Here is a 23,117-nt window from a genome sequence, read left to right as displayed (position 1 = left end):
CCTTATTGTAAAAAACCAATCGGTTTTGCCGTATCAAGATTTTTAAGCTTAACGTCGTTAAGTAACGCTGCAGCAAACTGCGCTGCTGTGGCAAAGGGCCGAAACCGACTTTGCCTAGCCACAGCAGCAAAATCTCCCGGCGTAAGTTGGCTTGAGGCGGCTAATCGCTGTGCGCTGTCGCGACAGGGAGAAAGCTGTAGCTGCTGACAATGCGCATCAAATAATTGCTTAGTTTGCTCTGGTTTTAAATAGCTAAAACCGGATTTTAAATCAAACCGGCGCAGTGAGGCCTGATCCAAGTTATCCAGTAAATTGGTGCTGGCCACAAAAACACCATCAAAGGCTTCCATTTGCATCAGCATTTCGTTTACTGCAGACACTTGCCACTGCTGCCGCGCCCCGCGTCTATCTTGTAAAAAGCTGTCTACTTCATCTAACAACAACACCGCATCCTGTTGCTTAGCTTCCGCAAATGCCGCGGCAATTTGCTTTTCGGTTTGCCCAACATACATACCAAACAACTGGCCCGCTGTTTTTTGCAGCAGGGGCTTACCTAATTGCTTGGCTAAAAAGTGACAAAACGCCGTTTTACCCGTACCCGGTGGGCCGTATAAACATAAGCGGCCACTGCCAGCGTTTATCAACCCTTTGGTCAGCTCTAACAAATCAATGTCTGCATTAACCAAGCTGGCATCATACACGGGGCCAAGTGCGTCTCTTGCTAAAGCCGCATCAACTTGATGACCCTGCGCACGCAATGTTTGCTGCATAAGATGTTTAAGCGCAGCCACTTTTACCGGGCGTGTTAACTTCGGGTTTAACTGCGCCACCACTTTACTGGCGCGGGTAATAATGGCTGGTGTTAACTGGGGTAACGCGGCAAGCTGCATCGCCTCTTCGGCGTTAACAAGCTTTGCGGCAGCATCTTGCAGCAACGCAGCACGCTGGGCTTGTGGCGGAGACGCTAGCGCTATTACCTGATCAAAGCGCCGAATAAACGCATTATCCATTACGGTATGATCATTGGTTACCCAAAAACAGGGCAAGGTATTTTGTTCTAGCATACGGTTCATCCAGCCTTTTCGAAGCTCTGCTTGGCGTGAAAAAGGGTTTTGGGCAAACACATCTTCAATCTCATCAAACAGCACGACATTTTTTGAGCTAGACAGCAAACACTGCACCATACGATATGCTCTTAACCGATTATTGCCACTGATCCCATCCCCTTCGCTGTCCTCACTGCTCACTTCAAATAACGGCAATGTTAATTTTTTTGCCAAGGCACGCACCAACTCACTTTTACCGGTTCCCGGTGGGCCATAAATTAACACATTCACACCGGGTAACTGCTGCTCAACGGCGTTTTTTAGATATGGCAGTAAAATCTGCAGATCAGTCTCAATATGCTGAAATTGTTTTAGGGTCAGTGTTGCTGGGCTGGCTTGCTGCACAATTTCTTTGAGCAGGCGTTTCACATCGTTGCTTTCATCAAATAAGTTATAAGCAAACGACACTGAAATAAACTCAAAAACATCGTCTAACGAAAAAACAGGCATCGACTCTAAAGCCAGTAAACCCGAATTGATCAAGGTACTGTTTTGACGCAACAAGGGCTGCAATTCAACCTCATTACAACCAAGTATTTGCGCTAAAATTTTTGGCAGTTGCTGCTTTTTAATATCACGCAACAACACTGCCGTGCTGTTTAACATGCGATCGGTTTTAACCAACGCCACAAAACCCAATAGTTGCTGCTCTAGCGCAGTTAAACCCATCATCTGTGCCAAGCTTTGGATATTTCGTGCTAAGGGCTCGGGCAAACATAACTCGGCCTGCAATTCTATTTGCAGTTGTTTATTTACGAAGGCACGCTGCAATTGAGTGGGACTGAGTAAATGCGCTTGAGGCGTTAAGCCTAAAGTGTTCGCAAACTCCGGATCTAATTCATCGTCCATATACAGTTTTCTGAGCAGTTTTTGGCTGGTCAATAACCGAAGAGCCCATAACCGACAGATCGCGGGGGTATCAGTTTCAATAAATAAGTCAGTTTGGTTTGTTTTGGTTGCAAGCGCTTTCTTACGAATTGGCGTTGTCATAGTGTTACTTCCCTCTCGCATTACCCAATCAGAAGTTTGGCCTTTGCCAACGACAAGATAAGACGCAGAAAAAATTTTTTTACAAGACATATGTCGTCGCGATAGCTTGCTATGCTGATCACCTCTGCTGCGAGGGTAATGGCAGCAATATAAGGAGTAATGAATTGGCACGGTATTTAAAAAAGATTGATGCGCGTCACTACAGAACGCTATTGTTTTGTGGCGATATCCATGGGCGTTTTGATTTGCTGCAAGCCGCTTTAGCTCGTAAAGGTTTTGTTGCTGAGCAAGATTTATTGGTGTTGGTTGGTGATTTAATCGACAGAGGCCGCTTTTGCCCTGAAACGGTTAGCTTTGTGCTGGCAGGACTAAAACAAGGCTGCATTGTGATGGTCGCTGGCAATCACGATTTGTACCCGGTTGGTGATTACGCGATATGGATGGCCAATGACGGTGACTGGTTTGAACATCTCAAAAAGCAGGAACCCGACAAGGCAACAATCGTTATGCAGCAGCTTGTGGCCATTGCAGAGCAACCGTTAGCCTTGGAATTGCATACCGAACAAGGCCTTATCGGCATTGTGCACGGCGATGTGCCTGAAAACGATTGGTTAACACTTTCTAACACGGCCGATGCCGAGCAAGCGCCCCGCTTACAGCGCACGCTGGTTTCTGGGCGCAGTATGCTTAAAGCTAAACAGCTGAACGCCTTAGCGTCTTTGCACGTGGCCAACATTGATTATGTGGTGTCTGGACATACCGTTGTGCAACAGCCGCTGTTTGTGGCCAATCGCGCTTATATTGATACTGGCGCTTACTACACCGAGCAATTAACCCTACTGTCACTCCCTGAACTGGTTGCTGGTTTTAAAAACAGCCGAAGCTAAGACGCAAATTGTCGCACCGATTATCAATACTGTGGTTTTAACTCATAGGTTATGGCGTGTTATGACTGCAGTTCGACATATTTCTGATAAAGCCCCGCTGGTACTGAATGCGGATCACAGCAGCAGTATTCATGATGCAACCTTAACCACGTTAAGTATCACGCAAACAGCGTTGCGACACCTTGACTTAATGCAGGTTAAAGCGCTGCAACAGCTGCATATTTGCAGCACAGTACCGGCCGAGCGGCATTTACGCATTCAGGGCGCATCGGCGTTACAACAAGTGTTACTACAAGGGCATAGCGAAAATCGTTGGGTGCTGCATCTTGATCTTGCTGATTTTCCACATGGCTTGCACATTATTGCGCCGGTAAGCCAACTGGATATGTGCTGGCTTAAAGAAGGCGAGCTACTCACACTGGCGCAAAAACCGCCTCAGCAGCTGTGGCAGCAAATCTATTTTTATGACTTAAACCAAATGTGGCTAGACGATTTCACGACGCTGCAAAACCTGCCCAAAGACAGCTTACTGATTTTTAGCGGCGGTTATCAGCAAGCCATGGCCCCTGCTTTTGCTAACCTACGCCAGTTAGTGTTTACCGATATCGCCGGTATTGCTTGCTTAACCCTGTCGGGTTGTCAGTATTTAGCGGTGCAGCGAGCCATTGGCCTGCGCAGTATTGCTATTTTAGATAACGAACTACATAACATTCAATTACAGCACTGCCCACAATTTAGCCGCTTAACCGCCCCCGCTGATTTTAGTGCACAACATGCACAGCTAACCGATGCCGCACACAGTATTGTCGATTTTGCCGGTAGCTGGCAAAGCGTTAAACTGCGGCGCAGCGCACTCACTGAGCTAAATTCAGGCAATATAGCGCAATTACATGTTTCCGACTGCCCTAACTTAGTTCGCTTACGCGCTGGCTCGCCATTGGTGTTTAGTAGCGGTATTTTTGCACCAGAATTACTGGATCAAGCAAGCTTCTCGATCAATGAGGCAACTATTCGTGATGCCTTAAACAAGCTCACCGAACAGCTCGATACTGAGCTCATTGAAGCGCTGTTAACCCAAGCCGCGAGGCAATCGAAACCGCATAATGTCTATCATGCCATTATGCTATTGCAGGCGTTTGCCGATCTTGGGTTTGCTGTTGATCGGCTTTGGGATATCCGCTGCGCCCTTTACTTACAAAATCAACAGCGCCCGTGCCACTTTAAGCAAGCGCCAAGCAAAATAACACCACACTCTTGGCGCTGGAAGATCAAAAAAGATCGGATCTTTGAATCTTACGAGGCCGACTTTTTACTGTGGCTCGCGGCGTATCGGCAAGCACTTAGCGATACCGCAGATTTTATGCGCACTGCCGTACATTCTGCATTACTGCATGAGCCGGCGGCTTTTCATACGCTTTGTAACATGTTAAGCAAAGACGATAGCCCTTTGCATATAAGCGAAAAGCTGGCGTTTATACAGCAGCTTATCCAACAAAAAACCACGCATACCCATACCTGGTTAACGCTCAATAACACACTGCTACCGGGCCTGAAGCGCCTTAGCCAGTTGTTTATTAAACTTTGCCAGCCTCACAGCCAACTTTCAGAAGAGCAGCAAACTTGGCGCTTCGCTTTGTTTGATTTTCTGAGCATCAGCTTATCACCGAAATTTTTAGCCGAGATCCTACCATCTGCCATGCAAGCCATGCCAGAGTATGCCCGGCCTAAACTACTCGCCATGGCCAATCACAGCGAATTGCCGCATGTCGCCAAAATGGCCAATGTGTCGTTTGAAAGCGTTAAAGTTTGGTATGCCAAGGCGGCACTGGCAAGGGGGTAGTTTTTACCGTTGATGTTAAAGAAATAATTAAGGCTTCATTTGCGGTGAGATACTGTCTTTTACGTCGCCAAAAGACAGTATCTAAAGAAAATGCGACTCTACTTCCGCTCGAAAGCCCGGTGAAGTGCTTTTTAACAAAGAAGCATTTATACCTTAAAAGGCTTTTAGTTAATCACAATGCAGGAATAGCCGGTTGATTCTTAAGCTCGATAATCAGCGTATCCAATTCCAAAAGGCGGTCATAAATAAACTCAATAATTTGCTCTTGGGTGCGCACCGCTAATTGGAGGCTGTATTTACGCACTTTTAAGCGCCCATATTTCTCGAAATCACGCTTAGGGTTTAAACCTGGCATTACGATAGCATCTGCTTTTTGTTCAGTTAAACCGTCACTTAAGATGGCATAAACACAGAACTCTGTAGTATCTGCTTTGCCAGATAAGAAAAGCACAACATCCCAATCAGGCTCGTTCCAGTCGGCCAAAGTAAAGCGTAAAGCAGGATAGCCGCCCCAGTTTTGTATGCGGGCATTAACCACTTTGTCTAACTTTCTTTGTAGCGCCGTTTGTAACTGCGCCAAGTACTCGTTGATAGCATCTTGTTTAATTTGCTGAATATCTTTGATTTCTGTTAGATTTTTCAAGACAAAGTCGAGTGTTTCCTGATTTAAGGATGGCTGTGACATGAGGCTCTCCAGATGTAAGATAAATTCGCGAAGCAGTAATAGCCATTTATGAATAGGTTGAGATATAAACAGTTCAGCTAACTGAGCTTTTAAAGCAGCAATCAGCTCTGAATAGCTTATAAAATGCCAACCCTTTAGTGTTACCTCTTTCGTCGGAGCGAGCACAACAAAAAGCTTCTTTTTGTTGGCAAAGCGATTTGCTTGTTCAACCAGAATAAAATTTTCATAGTCATCAAACGGGTTATTTTGCTGATGGAAAATCTTATTTTCTACAACCATCACCCAATTAGCGCTTTCCAAAAGCAGGTCAATACGCTTACGGTCTTTGGTAACGACTTCACGTTCAGGAGGGCTTATTAACGAACAGTCAAGTTCAGATGTAACATCATTGAGGCAGTTAAATAGCGCTTTAAGCGCCGTATTACCAAGCTTATGCTGGCCGTTGTCGTTACAAAAAAATGCCAAAATATCTGTGGTGGGGTTTTCGTAATAGCCTTTGCTGCCGATACTGAAAATACTTTGCTCGGCAACATTAAGCGGCGGCAGTTGTTTAAAATCAGCCAGCAACTGCTGCAGTTTTATTAATGTGGTATCCATACCTAACCTTTATTTTTTATCACTCCGTATTGAGTGATATTTTTTGCTTTGAAAGACGTTCTTAAAAAATAACTTTAAATAATATTGTTAACTTAAACAGCTTCACAAACCGATAATAGAGTAGTTTTTATTTTTTACTAGCACATTTATCACTGAGTTAGCACAGCCACCAGCTTCCTCTTGCACAAATAGAATCTCAGAAAGCTATGCAATTTCAGAAGCTTAGCTTGTTATGCTAGTCAGCATTTCACCTGCGGTGAGATACTTTCTTTTGGCGAAACAAAAGAAAGTCACTCGCCAACGGCGAAACCGCTGTTTATTTAACAAGTTATTGCGAACATGCACATAAACATTTTGGTGCATCAGGAATTGCTGTTCTTCGCTCATAACTGACAAAAAATTTTATACATGTATCAATAAACGGCCAGTAACAATAAGCTTACTGGCTTAAATAACTATCAATATCTATCATTTAAATGGCTAACCTAGCCAATAACCTCAGCTTATTAAAGCTATCACTTCGCCCCAATTTGTGGGTTGACGCCCCTGTCCTGTTAATACCCAAATCACTGGGTATTGGGGGGCTTGTGCGGGTGCGGTTCCGTAGCCATCGGTAAAGAAAATTAACGCTTGTGGCGGGCAGTTGTCTGACTGCTCGTGCTGCAGATAGGCAAATACTGGCCGAAAATCAGTACCGCCCCCTCCTTTTGCTTGCCAGTTTACAAGTGCGGGTAAGTCGTTATTTTCGTAATAACTGACATCAGTGACCGTGGCGTCACAACTTATTACCTGCAACCTAACTTGCTCAAACTGCCGTAATATACTGCTTATTTCAGCGAGAAACTGCGGCAAATCTTCCAGGGTACTGCCGCTGGTATCGATTGCTAAACTAATGTGCAGTTTTTTGCCCTGCCTGCCCGGTAAATACAGCCCTTGCCCTATATAACGCCGTGCAGGTCGATGCCAGCTGTAACTGCCGCTAATGGTACGTTGAATAAAGCGCTGCAAGATACTTGGCCATGACAATTGTGGGCTTAACACGTTTTTAATAACGCGCTGCATGACACTACTTTGGTTACCAGCCATCACACCCGTAACTTGGGCTGCCGCAGCGGTATATTCGCGCCAACGATGCAGGTCTCGTTCGGTGACTGGCTGTGGCTGATAATCGGGATCTAGCTTAATAGCCGGGTGCTGAGCAGAGGATAACTCAGGTTGGTGTTGATCAAATTGCGCGTTGTCAGCCGGTAGCGATTTACCACCAATAATGTAGGTCTCATGCCACTGATCAGCGGCTGATCGGCCCAAGGTTTGATAAATTTGTTCAGCCGATTTACCACTATAACTGTGGCTAAACAGCACATTTTCAGGCATATCATCGCCCTTAAAATAATGATGCAAGATGCCATTTACTTCAAAGTCACAAGCGTAATTCCAGCGCAGCGGTTCTCGATCTTGCCGGCGTATAAAATGGCCCATCACGCAGTGCCAAACCTCATGCGCCAATACAAATTTCTTTTGCGATGTGCTGCAACGTTTTATAAAGTCAAGATTAAAGAAAACGCGCTGACTGTCCGTGCAAGCTGTTGCTAAACGATCATCATCGACCACCACTAAATGCAGCCGCATCGCCAGTACCGCAACAAAAGGCTGGCTTAACAAGAGATCAGAGCGTAATTGCTGTAATTCCGTAACAACGCGTTGCTTTTCACGTTGCACAGCCGCATCAGGCACAATAACCGCAACGATTGCCTGCGCCGTCATACTGGTGCATCCGTTAACAGTGTGGCGCCTTGTAACGCATCAAAATGCTGGCCATGTTTGTCAGACCACTGCACAAATTTTTTATGCCCTAAAAGCAACTCAGAGCGACGCTGCACTTCGTCATTGTTTGTGTGTTGAATACTGTCAATTAAGGTGAGCGTGGCAAAGTCAGACGTCATCGCTACCCCAATTTCTAAAAATCGACCAATGCGTGTTTCCATCATGGTTGGTGATTGCCACAATTGCTGGCTTAACGATGAACAAAAGGCAAACAACATATCTGGCCGCTCTGGGATCTGGATTGGAATTTTACCGTTTAGCATTAGCTGCACATCAGGCAATTCGGCGCGCGCATTCAAAAAGGCTATTAGTTGATAAGCCGCGCCTGGGCCAACTAAACCACAAATAATTTTTTGCAGTAACGTTTCGTTTAGCGCGGTATGTTGCTGTAGATAAAATGACACCCGCTCCCAACTGCGCGGGCTGGGCCAACCGCGCTCAAGATCGTTTTCCATATCCATAAAGCATTGCGGTTGGTAACGCAGAAAAGCAATTAGCGCTTCATCTATTCCCTGCTGCCGCGCCCATAAGGTCCAGCTTTGCAAATCGGCGGTAAGCTCTAAATGACAAAAACGGTTGGCTAAAGCGCTCGACATGGTATAAGCCACGGCGCGATCATTACTGCGATTTCCCGCTGCCATCACCAACCAACCGGCGGGTAATTGATACAAATCACCCAAGCGGCGATCTAAAATGATTTCATAAGCCGCCACTTGCAAACTGCGATCTGCAGCGGTTAACTCATCAAACAGAATAATACCGCGGCTATCTGGATCGCGTGGCCACTCGCCGCTTAGTAACCAATCAACATGATCATCCCGCACCACCGGTAAACCACGAATATCAACCGGCTCACGTTGCGCTAGCCGAATATCAATAAAACCAATGCCTTCTTTTTGGCATAGCTCACGCACTATAGTACTTTTCCCTACACCCGGCGGCCCCCACAACATCACGGGAGCAACTAAACGCGGCTGGTCAGTTTGGGCAAGCAGTTTCAGCTGCAGCGCTAAAAATTGGGTCAGCTCATTGGCTGTAATAGAAACTTGGCGAGCAGAATACATAAGCACCCCTTAGGCATAAATAGCAGATCGCTAACGACGAGCCAGTTTATGCAAGAGGTGCGACAGCTTGTGTCTTATAAACTGTCAACCGCTAAATTTTCGAAATAGCGTTGATGGACCGGATGGCACAAGGCTTTGGGTCTAAGCTGCTGCACTAACGTTTGCGCTTCGGTTTTGCTGTAACCAAGCTGAGCCATTAATATTGCCGCCATAAGTCCGGTGCGACCAGAGCCGCCCTTGCAGTGAATGGCCACTTTTTTACCCGCTTGCAGCAAAACCAATATGGCCGCTTTATAGTCAGAAAATGCAGCCTCAAATGCCTGCTCTGGCGCACAGTCATCTTCTATCGGTAACTGATACCATGATAAGCCAAGCTCTTTACAGATAGCGCCAATGCGCGTTGCGTCGTTTTGCTCTAGCTCATGTGTTGGCATCAGTGTAATAACGGCTGCCGCGCCAGCCGCTTTAAGCTGACCAATGCTGTCAGACAGACTTACGCCTTTAGTGCCCGGACACGGCGTGAACATCAGCGTGCCGGTGCTCAGTTCCAGATAATCAAATGGATGCTGCATAGTAGTTCCCTAATCAGTAAAAAGTGTCAGCTAAACCAGTGCCGGGTTCGATTGGCAAACCACACCAGTGATAACATCACCGGCACTTCAACCAGCACTCCGACCACGGTTGCCAGTGCTGCACCGCTGTTTAAACCAAACAGCGCTATGGCAACTGCGACAGCCAGTTCAAAAAAGTTAGAGGTGCTAATCAAGCCGGCCGGTGCCGCAACGTTGTGTGGCAAGTGCATCTTTTTGGCAATGGCATAGGTAATGGCGAAAATGCCGTAAGTTTGTAGTAGTAGCGGAATAGCAATAAGCAAAATAATCAGCGGTTTGGCAACGATGGTTTGTGCCTGAAAACCAAACAACAAAACAACTGTCGCCAATAATCCAATGACCGACCACGGTTTGGCTTTAGCCAAAAATGCGCTGACACGCTGCTCTGTACCGCCTTTATTAAGCTGTTTGCGGGTAATGACACCCGCAATCAACGGCAGTAGCACATACAGCAGCACTGACAAAAACAGTGTTTGCCACGGAATAACGATATCGTTAACGCCCAACAGCAATGCGGCGATAGGAGCAAAGGCAAAAATCATAATAATGTCGTTCACAGACACTTGTACCAAGGTGTAATTGGCATCGCCTTTAGTCAGTTGGCTCCAAACAAACACCATTGCCGTGCAGGGCGCAACGCCGAGCAAAATCATACCGGCGATATATTCATTAGCACTTTGGGGGTCAACCCATCCGGCGAATAACACCTTAAAAAACAACCAGCCCAGTGCCGCCATAGTAAAAGGTTTAACCAACCAGTTCATCACCAGCGTAAGCATGATGCCTTTGGGCTTTTTGCCAACATCTTTAATTGCGCCAAAGTCTATCTGCACCATCATTGGATATATCATTAACCAAATCAGCAGGGCCACCACTAAATTTATCTGGCTATACTCAATCGCCGCTATCGCTTGAAACACACCCGGCATTAGGTTGCCAAGCACAACACCAGCAACGATGCATAACGCTACCCAAACTGATAAATATCGCTCAAATATACCCATATTTTACTCAATACCTTTAAGTACCAGCACAGCACGCACCATCATTAGACACCTGACTGCTGGCAATTTGTTGTAACAAATCCAGTAACGGCAATAACTTTTCACGGTTAAGGCTATAACACACTCGCGGGTGTTCTATTTCACCGGTAACAATTTCTGCCGCCTTTAATATGCGTAAGTGCTCCGATACCGTTGATTGAGCAAGACCCACTTCGCTGGTGATTTCACCACCAATACAGGACGGTTTGCTCAGCAAAAGCTGGATAATGTGTATGCGGGCAGGATGCGCAAACGCCTTTGCAATAGCGGCCAGTTGTTCATTGGAGACCGAATTAAGAGTACTCATAAACACCAATATCGTTATTCGACGATAAACGAATATAAGGACAAGTATGACATTAGTCAAGTTAAACATGACGTCGTGGCGTCAGTAAATAAGGTGGGAATATGACTCGTAGAATCCGCCAGTGGCTGATTTGGCACAATCGCGGTGCGTCGTTAAAAGTGCATGCCGCTACGAATAATACCCTGTGCAGCGAACCGACTGAACATCGTCCGCTTAGGTTTTAAGAAAACGAGGGGTTGAGTTCGGCGCTGCTGCGCCGCACCCGTGAGGTTTACACCTTCAAAAGCACATGATCATTCGGGCTTTCAAGCCAATGTGCAGGAAAATTTGCTTTGGAGACTTGCTTTTAGCGACGCAAAAGCAAGTTTCATAGCGTAAGGTGCAACTTTTGCTTAGCTGTCTTGCCGCCAAAACAGAGCGCTTAACGACAGCCCCATGCCGCCACCAACGCGGGCACCTGAGTTGCTGCCTTGCCTTGAATAAACTGATAGCCCGTTTCAATATCAGCAACATCCAGGTTAATCAGCACTTTTTCGGCATTCTCTCTGGCGTAAAATAACAATGAAGCTGCCGGGTACACTTGCAACGAGGTGCCAACCACCAAAATTTTATCGGCACTGGCCACTTCTGTCATGGCCGCTGCCATAGCGGTAACCTCTTCACCAAACCAAACAATGTTAGGTCTTAGGGGTGAGCCATCGGCGGCGAGATCGCCTACGTTAAGCGCCTGGCTGCCAATCTCTTGTATTAGTTGTGGATCGCGGCTGCTGCGGGCTTCTGATAATTTGCCATGTAAGTGCAGCACCTGGCTTGAACCTGCCCGCTCGTGCAAATCATCCACATTTTGTGTGATCACCACCACTTGATAAGCCTGCTCCAATTTAGCAATAGCCAAATGCGCGGCATTCGGCTCTGCCTGTGCTGCTTGCCTGCGCCTGGCATTGTAAAAATGGTGAACCAATTCGGGGTTGCGCACAAAAGCTTGCGGCGTTGCCAGATCCTCCAGCGAGTATTGCTGCCACAACCCTTCGGGATCACGAAAGGTTGCCAGGCCACTTTCGGCGCTGATGCCCGCGCCGCTGATCACCACAATTTTTTGTTGCTTGTTTTGCATTTGCCGTTTATCCCTAGCCAGTCATAGTCTAAACATAGTGTAAAGTATGACCTCGACAAGATAAGTCGCGCAATCAACAACGCCATCCCACGCCCTTCGCGTGATACTCACGCTTAATGAGTGTGCTTTTGCCATATGCTATCCACTGTTTGCACACTTAAAGACAGTGATGATTGCAACGAGGAATTAATCACCACTAATTCGCTATAGGCTGATGTTGGAAACACCTGTGAGGTTAAAACATACTCGCCCTCACCTATAAACACCTCTATCGCTGACGTATCTAACCATATTTCAGCAGCCCCCGAGCTAAGCTTAGTCGTCAGTGGCATCTTAATGATAGGGTTAAACTTTTCATTAGCAATTGCCAGCCCTGCCGCGCTGCGATCCAGCGTCACGCTCTGCTCTAAAGCGTTATACTCAAGGATGAGTTGCTCAGTGTTATTTTTAAAAACCAAGGTAAATGCGGCTTCGTTAGGGTGAGTAAAACCTAGCGTTATTTTCGCCCCCTGCGTTGTTGGCAGTGACACAGTGGTATCCTTTGCCGCTGCAATTGAAAATGGCCGCGCCTCTGAAACAAGTTGTTCTAACTGAGCAACTGGCTTTGAGGTCACTCTTAAACCTTGATTGGTTTCTAATAACCCCAGTTCGCGCGGCAGTGTCATGGCACCACGCCAAGGCTGAGTTGGCAGATCTCGGGCATAATCCCAATTACTCATCCAACCCATAAAAATAGGGTTGCTGGACACTTCAGTAGTATTTGCAAAGGTTACGCCGGCATAATTATCCGTGCCCCAATCTAACCACAATGCCTGCTCTTGTGCATTCTCGGCTGGTTTTTCAGACTGGGTAATCTCATCTACCATAATAAAGCCCCAAGGGCCTGAGCTAAGATCAAGAATACGCAGTTGTGCTGTTTTACCAAGCAGATCCGTCACCGACCAGCTGTGCACAATAAAATTGTTTGTGTGCAACCCACCAGCTTGTCGCATTACTTCACCGTCTATTAGCAATTGCACGGCAACTTTGTCGGGCTCATAACCACCCGCGACATAAAAATTAATATAGTTATTCGCTATGTTAAACGGGGCAGATAACAATTGGCCTTGTGGCAGATCGCCGGCGCTAAAGCTATTTGCCAAATAGTCGCCAACAAAACCGCTAACAGGCCATTGCCCTTTATGGTTCCCTTTTGTTGGCGTATCTAAAAATGCCTCACCGCTTACCGTCCATTGTGTAAAACCCTGTTCGAAGCCTTCTATCAGCTCACCGGCAGGAAAAACCGCAGGTTTAACGGCTAAGGTGGTGGCTTGCTCTGCATCTAAAATAAACGCCTGTCCATTCCAGTCCCCCACAAAGTATTGCGTTGCTGAGCCGCCGTTTGGCCCGCCAGGATTAATGCTAACCAGTAAGGCATAGCGATAATTATCGCTGCCATCTATCTTAAGTTTAATAAGATCAGGGCATTCCCAAACACCACCATGCACACCATGCTCTTGGCCAAAATCACTAACATGTTGCCAGTCTTTTAAATTTGGCGAAGTATAAAACCCAATATGATCTTTTTGTGCCAGCACCATTACCCACTGCTGGTGTTCATCATCCCACACCACTTTCGGATCACGAAAATCCAACATACCCGGGTTTGCTATTACTGGGTTGCCAGTGTATTTGGTCCAGGTTCGCCCTTTGTCTAAACTGTAAGCAATCGCCTGCGATTGATGGGCTATCACATTGTTACTGGCTAAAGCTTGATCATGATAAGTAAACATCGCCACAATAGGTGGGTTTTCAGCGCTACCAAAACCGGAGGTGTTGTGCCAATCTACCACGGCGCTTCCAGAAAATATCATGCCCTTTTCATCTGGTGCTAAGGCAATAGGTAGCTCTTGCCAATGCACTAAATCTTGACTGACTGCATGCCCCCAATACATTGGGCCCCAATTATTGCCATAAGGATGATATTGATAAAACAGGTGATACTCGCCTTGATAATAAAACATGCCATTGGGATCATTTAGCCAGTTTTGTTGCGGCGAAAAATGAAATTGTGGCCTGAACGGCTCGACATAGGTGCTGCTTTGTAAGCTACAAGCGTTAAGTAATAGCAGACTAAAAACGAACAACAATGGCTTCATTTGCGTTAATCCTTGTTAAATACCCTTGATCTTAGGTGTAGAGCATGGCACTTGAATAACAGCACTTTGTATCTTTAGGCTACCCGCGCTAACCTGTTTTGGCCAAACGCTTAAGCGACTTACATTTGGCAACCTGCACTGACTATCGATGGTCATGCAGTTTAAAAAAAGAAGGGAGCCTGCGCTCCCTCTCTTTCTTACTTTAACGGTAAAAGTCGTGTTTACACCGTTTTAGCGCTTAGCTTAAAAATCAATGCGCAGTGACGCTTTGATGGTGCGGCCAAGTAATGGACGCGCTACGCCGGTGTAATCACCATTTGCAAAACGTAAACCTTCTGTCACAGAACTTCCTTCAGTGAAAGAGTCTGCATCATTTAAGTTACTAATATGAAATTGGAATTCCATATCATTCGTGATTGCATATAGTAAGCCCGCGTTTAACTGGGTGTAACCTGGGTAAATAGTCACATTGGTATCGCCATCAGCAGCAAAACGCTCGCTGTAATGCAACACTTGGCCATATACGGTTAGCGGGATATCCGCAAAGTCATATGATGGACGTAGGTTAATTAACCACTGCGATTGACGACGAGGACGTCTATCGGCACCGCTAGAGATGTCATACTGACGTAAGTCATTTACACCATCACCATTAGTGTCGGTTTCTAAAATAGCAGCACGAATAGCGTTATCTTGGCCTTGCTTCGGATCTTGCCACACAATACTGCCTTGCAGGGTCATACCGGTAAACCACTCTGGGCGGTAACTACCTTCAAACTCTAGTCCTTTCGTTTTTAAGCTGGTGCGGAAACTATCACGAATTTTCGGACAGTTAGCAGGTGCAGGAACAGTGTTACAGGCTAAGCCCCCTGTACCTGTTGCAGAAAGGTCATCCAAAGTGGCACCCAGTGATTCTTTAGCTGCAAAATCAATATAAAACCCGCTAAAGTTTAATTCATAGCCTTGACCCGTAAAGCGCACCCCACCCTCATACTGCTTGATATCTTCCACAAGATCGCCACGGGCAACCTCACCGGTTGAAGGGTTGGTAGCCGGGCCGCCGAAGATATAATCTTCAAAGCCAGGTAATCTGAACGAATCCGCATAGCTGGCATAAGTAGTGATCTTATCCGTTAAACGGTAGTTAGCACCAACGGTCCAACCAAATGAATCATATTCTTCCGACGCAAAGTTAGGTTTGCCGTCTGGCACATTCACAAAATTATCAGCCAGGGTATCGTTAGTTGAACCTACCACAACGTCGCTAGGTGTAAAATCGTTAGAAGTATTGCCTGGATTAAAAGAGTTAGTAGTAACACGATCCACTTCTAAATCTTGGTAACGACCGCCAATGTCTAACTGCAAATCACCATCCAGCAAAGTGATGTGATCCAGCAGATATAAGGCATTGGTGCGCATGGTGGCATCTGCACCTAAACCGAAAATGGCTGGTTGCAGCACACCGTTATCGGTAATCGAAGGACCCACTTGGTTATCATTGGCATCTACCGCATACAGGTCAACTAATCTTGAGCTGCCGCTCACATCGCTTAACGCTGTAGCAAAAACAGATTGCACATTATAAGTGTAATGGCTGGTATAAACACCAAATGTCAATTCATGTGACTGGTTGCTAAAGTCAAAAAAGCGACTTAATCGAATATCACTGACAAAGCTGGTCGCATCCACTTTACCGTAAACAGGGGTGTTATTGGCAATAACAGCAGGAGCTCTTGTGGCATTGCTTAAATCTGTGCCATTTACCGTATCAGTGTAAAAGGCTTTGACGCCTACCGCATTGGCATAAGCAGCACCAATGGCTCCATCAAAACTTTGAATACGGGCAAATTGCTCAGCTTCTAAGCTAGAACGTTCAAATAAGGGATCATTAAATAACGCATTAAAACCGTTAGTGCCGGTGGTAGAACGCATCGAGGCAGTTAAGCGCCAATCATTTTCAAAATCTTTAGTGATATTAAAGGTATACAAATTAAATTTTGGTGCTACGCCATCACTAATGTCTAAAGTAAGACGACTACCATCCGGGTTGTACAGTGTGTAGTAACTGGTTTGTGGTGAAACCGTATTGCCTTTACCAAAATCTACGCCTAAATTGTTGACACTTGACGGATCAATTTTAAACGGGTTATCCGGTGTTCCCACCCCCCGATTATTGGTAATAGAGTATGGGATGTTTTGATAAAAATTGGTTTTATCGTTAATGACATGTGCTTGTAACTTTACTTCTGTAGAGTTGTCATCACTGATATAAAGCAGGTTGCCTCGCAGTTGACCACCGCTGTTGCCGGTATAGCCTGGATCGCGAATACCATCCGCTACCCGATAATAACCACCAATAGCATAGGTTAAATTGTCATTGATTGGGCCAGCAGCAAAAAAGTCATTTCTAACATGGCCCCAATCACCTACTTCAATTTTATATGCGCCTTCAAAATCTTGGGTACCTGTACGGGTAATATAATTCACCGCTGCGCCTAAAGCGTTAGAATATAACACCCCACCCGGGCCACCTTTTACCGCTTCAACATTGGTGGTCATCAGATCAGGTTTAATGAACACATCATTGTTCATAAAAGGCGCTTCTGGCTCTTCGTATGTCGGTAAGCCATCAATAAGATTGGGTACATAACGATAGCCGCCTGCTTGTGGTAAGCCTCGCACTAACACGTTGTTATGTGTTTCACCTGCTGTACCGCCTTCTGGGAAGAAACCTGGAATATTACCCAGTAATTCTGCAGCACCATGAGGAGCAAGCCTTTTCATCTCTTCTTCAGAGATAGTGTTAATGGAAAATGTCGCTTCCATTTTTTGCGTGTTTCTGGTTACACCGGTAACAATGATGGTTTCAATCTCAGCAGCTTCGCTTTCTTCGGCTTTATCGGCCTCTTGCGCGGACAATGCAGAAGCCTGCATGGCCAAAGCTGTTGAGATAGCTACAGCGACTAACGTTTTTTTATACATATTGATGTTCCTTTCGTCGGCTAAGTTTTTATTGAGTGTTAAGCTCAATCACTGTCTGCTAGATGTTGAGTTTTTACTCAATCTATGTCTATCGATAGACATTACAGTTTTAACTTAATGCCTGTCAATAATTTTTTTATACGTATTGTAAGACCTTGTTTAGTACTTCTTAATGTTTGTATTAATTTTCAATATTTTATAAAGCTAAATCGTCAATTTCTTTAATTTGTAAATTGTTAATGTTAGCGGTTTTTGAATTCGTGTTAATGGCTAATTGGTTCAAACTGGCATTGGGAAATAACAGCATGGTAAAACAGCCTACATCAGCTACAAACAGCTCAAACGAACAGGTATCCATATAAAGTGCAATTTGCACTGGCTCGCCCTCGGTTAGGCTTAGCGGCATGCTGGCTTTTATTGCAAAGCCATTGTCTTGATAACCCGCTTGGGTGCGATCGGCTACAATGTGGTTATTCTGAAGATCGATGGTCACAATAAATTGTTCATTCAGCTCATTGCTAAAACTAAGCGTTGTAACCGCGCCGTTGTTTTCTAAAGCAAAATGCATTGAATACACGTCGGGTAAAGCAATGGCCTTGTGCTCATTTACAACATCAGCAACAGGCCAGTTAAAACTGGCAAAAGAAACCGCCGGCGTTGTGTCTAGCACATAGCCTTGTGCCTTTTGCGCCAGTTTAAGGGTGCGTGGCAATGTCATGGCGCCGCGCCAACTATTATCAGGCGTTTTGTTGGCGTACAACCAATTGCTCATCCAGGCTATATAGGTGCGTTGCGTGTTAATTTGCGGGGTGTTATCCCACGTAATACCTGCGTAACAGTCGGTACCGTAATCTAACCAACGCGTTTCGTTGTCGAGTGGTTTGAAATGCTGACCGTCGAAATGGCCAATAAAATATTGCGTAGCCGAGCCACCATTGGGGCCGCCAGGATTGATACTGATCAGTAACACCCAAAGCTCCCTACCGGTCTTACTGCAAGTTAATGGAAATAAATCTGGACATTCCCACACACCACCATGAGCACCATAGCCTTGGCCAAACTCAGACACTTTTTGCCAGCTTCGTAAGTCAGACGAGCGGTAAAAATGCACACATTGCCCTGCGACAACCGCTTTAATCCATACCTGGTCTTGTGCAAACCACACCACTTTCGGATCTCTAAAATCTTTTAGTCCTGGATTAGGTAACACTGGGTTGTGTTCGTACATGGTAAAAGTGGCTCCCCCATCCAGAGAATACGCCATGCTTTGTACTTGTACTTCGGCTTTAGAATGCTGTGTAAAAGTAGCAATAATCGGTGTTTCACCTTGCTTAGCAAAACCCGAAGCGTTGTGATGATCAACTACCGCGCCACCAGAAAAAATATAACCCAGACCATCCGGCTCTGCAAAAAGGGCTGTGGGTTTATGTTCCCAATGCATTAAATCTGTTGAGACTGCATGCCCCCAATGAATATTGCCCCACACAGTGTTATCAGGGTTTAATTGAAAGAAAAGATGGTAGGTATTATCAAAATAAAACAAGCCGTTAGGATCATTGACCCAGTGCCCATCTTTAAAGAAATGAAATTTTGGATGCCAAGTTGTGCGTTGATTAACGGTTTGTGCTGAAGTCTGCTGCATCTGTGCCTCTTTATAAAACAGAAAGTTTTACTTGATAAAATGTCTATCGTTAGTCATTATGAGCTCAAGCTATACCTAATTGTCAACAAAAATGTCTGAGGTGTGTGATAATAAAGGCCAGTGTTTAACAGAGAAACCGGATAATTATGTCTTCAATTAAAGATGTTGCAGAAAAAGCCAACGTGTCAGTAAAAACCGTTTCCAGAGTGCTCGGTGGCTTTGAAGGGGTGAGTGAAAAAACACGTTTAAAAGTTACTAAAGCCATGGAAGAGTTAGAGTTTTACCCTTCGGCGGCGGCACAGGCTTTACGTGGGCTTGAAAAAGGCGTGGTATGTCTGATTACCGAAAACCTCACCACCACCCCGGACTCCTTCGACATTATCGCTGGTATTCAACATGAATGCGAAAAACATGGAAAGCTATTGATGATTGGTGAGACAGGCGGCAGTGCCAAAAGCTTTTCACGGTTAGTCGATGACTTTCGACGGCAACGGGCCGAAGCCATCATTTTTGCCACGGTTTCACACAAAGAGGTCAAAATTAAAGAATCCTTTAATAAATGTCCGCTTATTTTAGTGAACTGTTATGAAAAAGTCTTACGACATCCCACCATTTTGCCTGATGACTATTTAGGTGCGTTTAAACTCACAGAGCAACTGATTAATAATGGCCACAAGAATATTGCCTACTTAACCCTGTTTAATGATATGTCTGCCACCCCCTTGCGGGTAAAAGGCTTTAAAGATGCGCACCGAAACGCGGGCTTAACGGTAGATGACGCGCTGATCCGAGAAGGCGTGTGTATTAATAAAGACGACGAGTTTGCAGAGTTACCCGGTGTACTAAAAGACATTATGTCCCGATTAGAGCGTCCCACAGCCATTTGCTGTGGTAACGACAAAATGGCCATGCGGGTGTTTATGCTGATCCGTCAAATGGGTTACAAGATCCCCGAGACCATTTCTATTGTCGGTTACGACAACTACAAACTTATTGCTGAAAATTTATTACCAAAACTGACCACGGTGAGCCTGCCCTACTTCGATATGGGACAAACGGCCGCCAATATAGCCATAAACAAAGAACTTCAATCAAATATAAAAACATTAGAGATCAGCGGTCAATTGTTACTAAGAGACTCGCATGGCTCTGCCAGAAGATGACAAGGATAAAACAACATGACCGATATTATTGCAAAACGTAACTACTGGCTGCTCAGTGCCTGCATTTTAAGCTTTTTCTTAACTTGGTCATTTTGTTTTTCCATATACCCTATTTGGCTTAACCAAGCTATTGGTTTAAATGGCTCTGAAACCGGCTTGGTTTTTAGTATTAACGCTATCACCGCTCTCTTTGTTATGCCTTGCTACGGCTTTTTACAAGACAAACTTGGCCTACGCAAAAACCTCTTATGGTTTGTCGGTTTAATGTTGTTGTTAAGTGGGCCTTTTTTTATTTTTGTTTACACACCTTTGTTAATGCATTCTATTTATCTAGGTGCTTTAGTTGGCGGCTTCTTTTGTTCTGCCACGTTTTTTGCCGGTGTCGGGGCCGTTGAAACCTATATCGAGCGTGTCGGCAGAACAACAGGCTTTGAGTTTGGTAAAGCCCGGATGTGGGGCTCTGTTGGCTGGGCTATAGCCACCTTTTTCACCGGCCAAATTTTTAATGTCTCTGTTTCGCTGAATTTTATTTTAGCCAGCTGTTGTGCGCTGATTTTTTTAACCAGCCTGTTGTTTGTCAAAATTAGTGAAGACAGCGCTAAACAAATTGAAATTAATCAAAAAGCCAATGCACTGAGCTTACGCGATGCGCTGTTATTATTTCAACAACGCAAGTTTTGGGCCTTTGCTATTTGGGTTATCGGCGTGTCTTGTGTGTATGGCGTGTATGATCAGCAGTTTGCAGTGTATTTTGCTGCGCAATTCGCCAGCCAAGCCGAAGGTAACGCCATGTACGGCTATTTAAACTCATTTCAAGTGTTTCTTGAAGCCGGCGGTATGTTTCTTGCGCCCTTTATTGTCAATAAAATTGGCGCCAAAAACGGGTTACTGCTCAGCGGCGCAATTATGGCTCTGCGCATTATTGGCTCAGGTTATGCCGCAGATCCTATTTCTATTTCAGCCATGAAATTACTGCATGCGGCTGAGCTACCTATTATGTTAATCGCCATTTTTAAATATATTACGGCAACCTTTGATGCCCGCTTATCTGCCACTATTTACATTGTGGGCTTTCAGTTTATGGGCCAAGTGGCGGCCAGTGGCTTATCCATTTTGGTGGGCATGCTTTACGATCAGATTGGTTTTGCTCAATCCTATAAAATTATAGGCTTGGTAGTAGCGTTCTTTGTTATTGTATCTATGTTTGTCCTAACCTCGGACAAACCCAAACCGATTAAAAATGCCGTTACCACCTAACGCCCGCTTAGCTTACTAAAGTAAGGTAAAGCCTTGTTTGCTGATACGAAAAAGCTAGGGTCCCCCTAGCTTTTTGCATGTGTGCACACTGAAAACGAAAACCTTAGTTACTGCTTTGCTGATACAACTTAACCCACTCTGTTAATAAGCGCACGCCGTAACCATTACTGCCTTCTGGGTGAATACCTTTCGCAGTGTTATTAAAGGCATCGCCGGCCATATCAACGTGTGCCCATGGCGTATCTGCTGCGAAGTGTTGTAGGAAGATGGCACCCGCTTGCGCACCGGGCGAGCCGGTATTGATCCTATCGGCAATACGGCTTTTAGTTATGCCCTCATATCCGGCGAGTGGCAATGGCCATACTCGCTCTTGCACTTTTTCGCCTGCCTCGCGTAGCGTTTGTTCAAGGGTAACGTTTTCGGTAAACACGGCCGAATAAGCCGTGCCTAAAGCGCCCACTTTGGCCCCGGTTAAGGTGGCCACATCAACAATTGCCCGCGCTTTTAAATGCTCACGCGCATACCAAATGCCATCGGCTAAAATTAAACGGCCTTCGGCATCGGTGCTACCAATCTCAATGGTGCTGCCATCACCGGCGGTCACCACATCACCCGGCAGCTGCGCATCACGCGAAATAATGTTAGTAGACAGTGGTGCTACCGCCACCACATTCACCGCCGCTTTTTGTCCTGCTAACGCTTGCACCGCGCCAACAACGGCGGCCGCACCGGCTTTATCGGTATGCATGCGAATAATAGAAGAGGATGAGGTTTTTAAGTTATAACCGCCAGAGTCAAAGGTATTGCCTTTACCCACTAAGGCAACGGGTTGCCCGTCGGCGCCTTGCCAATGCGCAATTAATAAATGTGATTTTTTATCGCTACCTTGGCTAACGCCATACAGCGAGCCCATGCCTAATGCCTTGATTTGTTCTGGCCCTAAGATAGTCACCTTAACACCGAGCGGCTCTAATACCTGTTTGGCATAATTAGCAAAGGCTTCAGGATAACCGCTACTACCCGGTAAATTGGTCAGTTCCCGCGCGGTAAACACGCCTTGGGCTAGCGCATGCAGTTGCTGGTATTGTGCTTGGCTGGCTTTTACATCGGTAACGTGCAATGTGTATTGTTGCTCAGGCCGTGCATCCGGTTTCGATTTGAAGCGATCAAAGCGGTAATTACGCAGCTCCATACCATGGGCTAAAGCAGTACTGATGTGGGTATTCAGGGCGGTGTCGCTGATCAGCTGGCTATTGACTTGCACGCGTTTAGCCGAGGTGCTGTTAACATGCACGCCTAGCGTCGCGCCTAACTCTTCGGCTTTGGCCCGACTTAACTCTGCGGGGTTGCCCACACCGAGTAGCACTACTCGGTCAACATCTAACCCAACGGGTGCAACGACTTCCAGTTTGCTACCACTTTTACCGGTAAACTCGGCGACTTGCATGGCGCGGTTGATGTGCGCGCGGCTGGTGCTGCTCCACTGAGTTATCGCCAGATCAGTGGTATTTTCAGGTACCAAGAGCACTAAGATGTCGGCCTGTTGCTGGCTTTGATTAAATTGCACCTGCGTGTTTAAAAACGGCTGTGGTGTGACTGCCGCGGCACTAAAACTAAAGAGCGCGACTGCGCAGTAAAGTAGAGACTTTTTCATATTACTCCTCAAGTTTTCAATAAACATGTCACCAACGTCAGCACTGGCTTAACGGGGTTATAAATAATTAATTATCATACCCGTCATGGCTTGCGTACTTTTTAGCGATAAAACTGAGTATTTAACCGATAGTTAACGGCGATAGCGCCTTTGTAGCACCTGGCTATTTCGATGATTTAGCTCATGAAAACCGCTGTTGGCTGTCATGCTGAA

17 protein-coding genes are annotated in these 23,117 nt (G+C 45.7%); 5 read left to right on the top strand and 12 right to left on the bottom strand.

What is annotated here, in order from left to right; translation table 11 throughout:
* Positions 1-2 precede the first annotated feature (2 nt).
* Complete coding sequence (locus L1N97_RS09335) at positions 3-2,096, bottom strand: AAA family ATPase (protein ID WP_236129595.1); 2,094 nt, start codon at positions 2,094-2,096, stop codon at positions 3-5.
* A gap of 164 nt (positions 2,097-2,260) precedes the next feature.
* Here L1N97_RS09335 and L1N97_RS09330 point away from each other — a divergent pair, with 164 nt between their 5' ends.
* Both L1N97_RS09330 and L1N97_RS09325 read left to right on the top strand, forming a co-directional pair.
* Positions 2,261-2,983 (top strand): metallophosphoesterase, encoded by a 723-nt coding sequence (locus tag L1N97_RS09330; RefSeq protein WP_236129594.1) that lies wholly within the window; start codon positions 2,261-2,263, stop codon positions 2,981-2,983.
* Between the two features lie 61 nt (positions 2,984-3,044).
* Positions 3,045-4,823: a hypothetical protein gene (locus tag L1N97_RS09325; RefSeq protein WP_236129593.1), complete on the top strand. Its 1,779-nt coding sequence runs from the start codon at positions 3,045-3,047 to the stop codon at positions 4,821-4,823.
* A gap of 172 nt (positions 4,824-4,995) precedes the next feature.
* Here the strand turns inward: L1N97_RS09325 and L1N97_RS09320 are convergent, their stop codons facing one another.
* From L1N97_RS09320 to L1N97_RS09295, 6 genes are all read right to left on the bottom strand, one after another.
* Positions 4,996-6,105, bottom strand: a complete 1,110-nt coding sequence (locus tag L1N97_RS09320) for a PDDEXK-like family protein (RefSeq protein WP_236129592.1) — start codon at positions 6,103-6,105, stop codon at positions 4,996-4,998.
* Between the two features lie 498 nt (positions 6,106-6,603).
* Positions 6,604-7,869, bottom strand: coding sequence for a vWA domain-containing protein (locus tag L1N97_RS09315; RefSeq protein ID WP_236129591.1), 1,266 nt, complete (start codon positions 7,867-7,869; stop codon positions 6,604-6,606).
* The gene (locus tag L1N97_RS09310) at positions 7,866-8,993 is read right to left on the bottom strand and encodes an ATP-binding protein (RefSeq protein WP_236129590.1); all 1,128 of its coding nucleotides are present in this window, start codon (positions 8,991-8,993) and stop codon (positions 7,866-7,868) included. Before L1N97_RS09310 ends, L1N97_RS09315 begins: the two co-directional genes overlap by 4 nt.
* A 74-nt stretch (positions 8,994-9,067) precedes the next feature.
* Complete coding sequence (locus L1N97_RS09305) at positions 9,068-9,565, bottom strand: phosphatase domain-containing protein (RefSeq protein WP_236129589.1); 498 nt, start codon at positions 9,563-9,565, stop codon at positions 9,068-9,070.
* Positions 9,566-9,591: 26 nt separating this feature from the next.
* On the bottom strand, positions 9,592-10,608 hold the full coding sequence (gene arsB, locus L1N97_RS09300) for an ACR3 family arsenite efflux transporter (protein WP_229585699.1): 1,017 nt from the start codon (positions 10,606-10,608) through the stop codon (positions 9,592-9,594).
* 16 nt (positions 10,609-10,624) lie between these two features.
* Complete coding sequence (locus L1N97_RS09295; protein ID WP_229585700.1) at positions 10,625-10,954, bottom strand: ArsR/SmtB family transcription factor; 330 nt, start codon at positions 10,952-10,954, stop codon at positions 10,625-10,627.
* 101 nt (positions 10,955-11,055) lie between these two features.
* Between L1N97_RS09295 and L1N97_RS16945 the strand changes: the two genes are divergently transcribed.
* Positions 11,056-11,178 (top strand): hypothetical protein, encoded by a 123-nt coding sequence (locus L1N97_RS16945; protein ID WP_268964660.1) that lies wholly within the window; start codon positions 11,056-11,058, stop codon positions 11,176-11,178.
* Between the two features lie 197 nt (positions 11,179-11,375).
* On the opposite strand, the gene L1N97_RS09290 is transcribed toward L1N97_RS16945, so the two are convergent.
* From L1N97_RS09290 to L1N97_RS09270, 4 genes are all read right to left on the bottom strand, one after another.
* Entirely contained in the window at positions 11,376-12,068 is a 693-nt protein-coding gene (locus L1N97_RS09290; protein WP_236129588.1) for an SIR2 family NAD-dependent protein deacylase, read from the bottom strand.
* A gap of 113 nt (positions 12,069-12,181) precedes the next feature.
* The gene (locus tag L1N97_RS16940) at positions 12,182-14,206 is read right to left on the bottom strand and encodes a glycoside hydrolase family 32 protein (RefSeq protein WP_268964659.1); all 2,025 of its coding nucleotides are present in this window, start codon (positions 14,204-14,206) and stop codon (positions 12,182-12,184) included.
* Between the two features lie 243 nt (positions 14,207-14,449).
* Entirely contained in the window at positions 14,450-17,188 is a 2,739-nt protein-coding gene (locus L1N97_RS09275; RefSeq protein WP_236129587.1) for a TonB-dependent receptor domain-containing protein, read from the bottom strand.
* 196 nt (positions 17,189-17,384) lie between these two features.
* On the bottom strand, positions 17,385-18,830 hold the full coding sequence (locus tag L1N97_RS09270; RefSeq protein WP_236129586.1) for a glycoside hydrolase family 32 protein: 1,446 nt from the start codon (positions 18,828-18,830) through the stop codon (positions 17,385-17,387).
* Between the two features lie 146 nt (positions 18,831-18,976).
* On the opposite strand from L1N97_RS09270, the gene L1N97_RS09265 reads away from it, so the two are divergent.
* A complete protein-coding gene (locus tag L1N97_RS09265; protein ID WP_236129585.1) occupies positions 18,977-19,993 on the top strand; it encodes a LacI family DNA-binding transcriptional regulator in 1,017 nt (338 codons plus the stop codon).
* 15 nt (positions 19,994-20,008) lie between these two features.
* Positions 20,009-21,250, top strand: a complete 1,242-nt coding sequence (locus L1N97_RS09260; RefSeq protein WP_236129584.1) for an MFS transporter — start codon at positions 20,009-20,011, stop codon at positions 21,248-21,250.
* A 103-nt stretch (positions 21,251-21,353) separates the two neighbouring features.
* On the opposite strand, the gene L1N97_RS09255 is transcribed toward L1N97_RS09260, so the two are convergent.
* Positions 21,354-22,904: a leucyl aminopeptidase family protein gene (locus L1N97_RS09255; protein ID WP_236129583.1), complete on the bottom strand. Its 1,551-nt coding sequence runs from the start codon at positions 22,902-22,904 to the stop codon at positions 21,354-21,356.
* Between the last annotated feature and the right edge of the window lie 213 nt (positions 22,905-23,117).

The organism is Rheinheimera sp. UJ63 (assembly GCF_021568285.1).
Lineage (GTDB): Bacteria > Pseudomonadota > Gammaproteobacteria > Enterobacterales > Alteromonadaceae > Alishewanella > Alishewanella maricola.
Note: the sequence above shows the minus strand (reverse complement) of the source record. Positions and strands in the feature narration are given on the sequence as shown.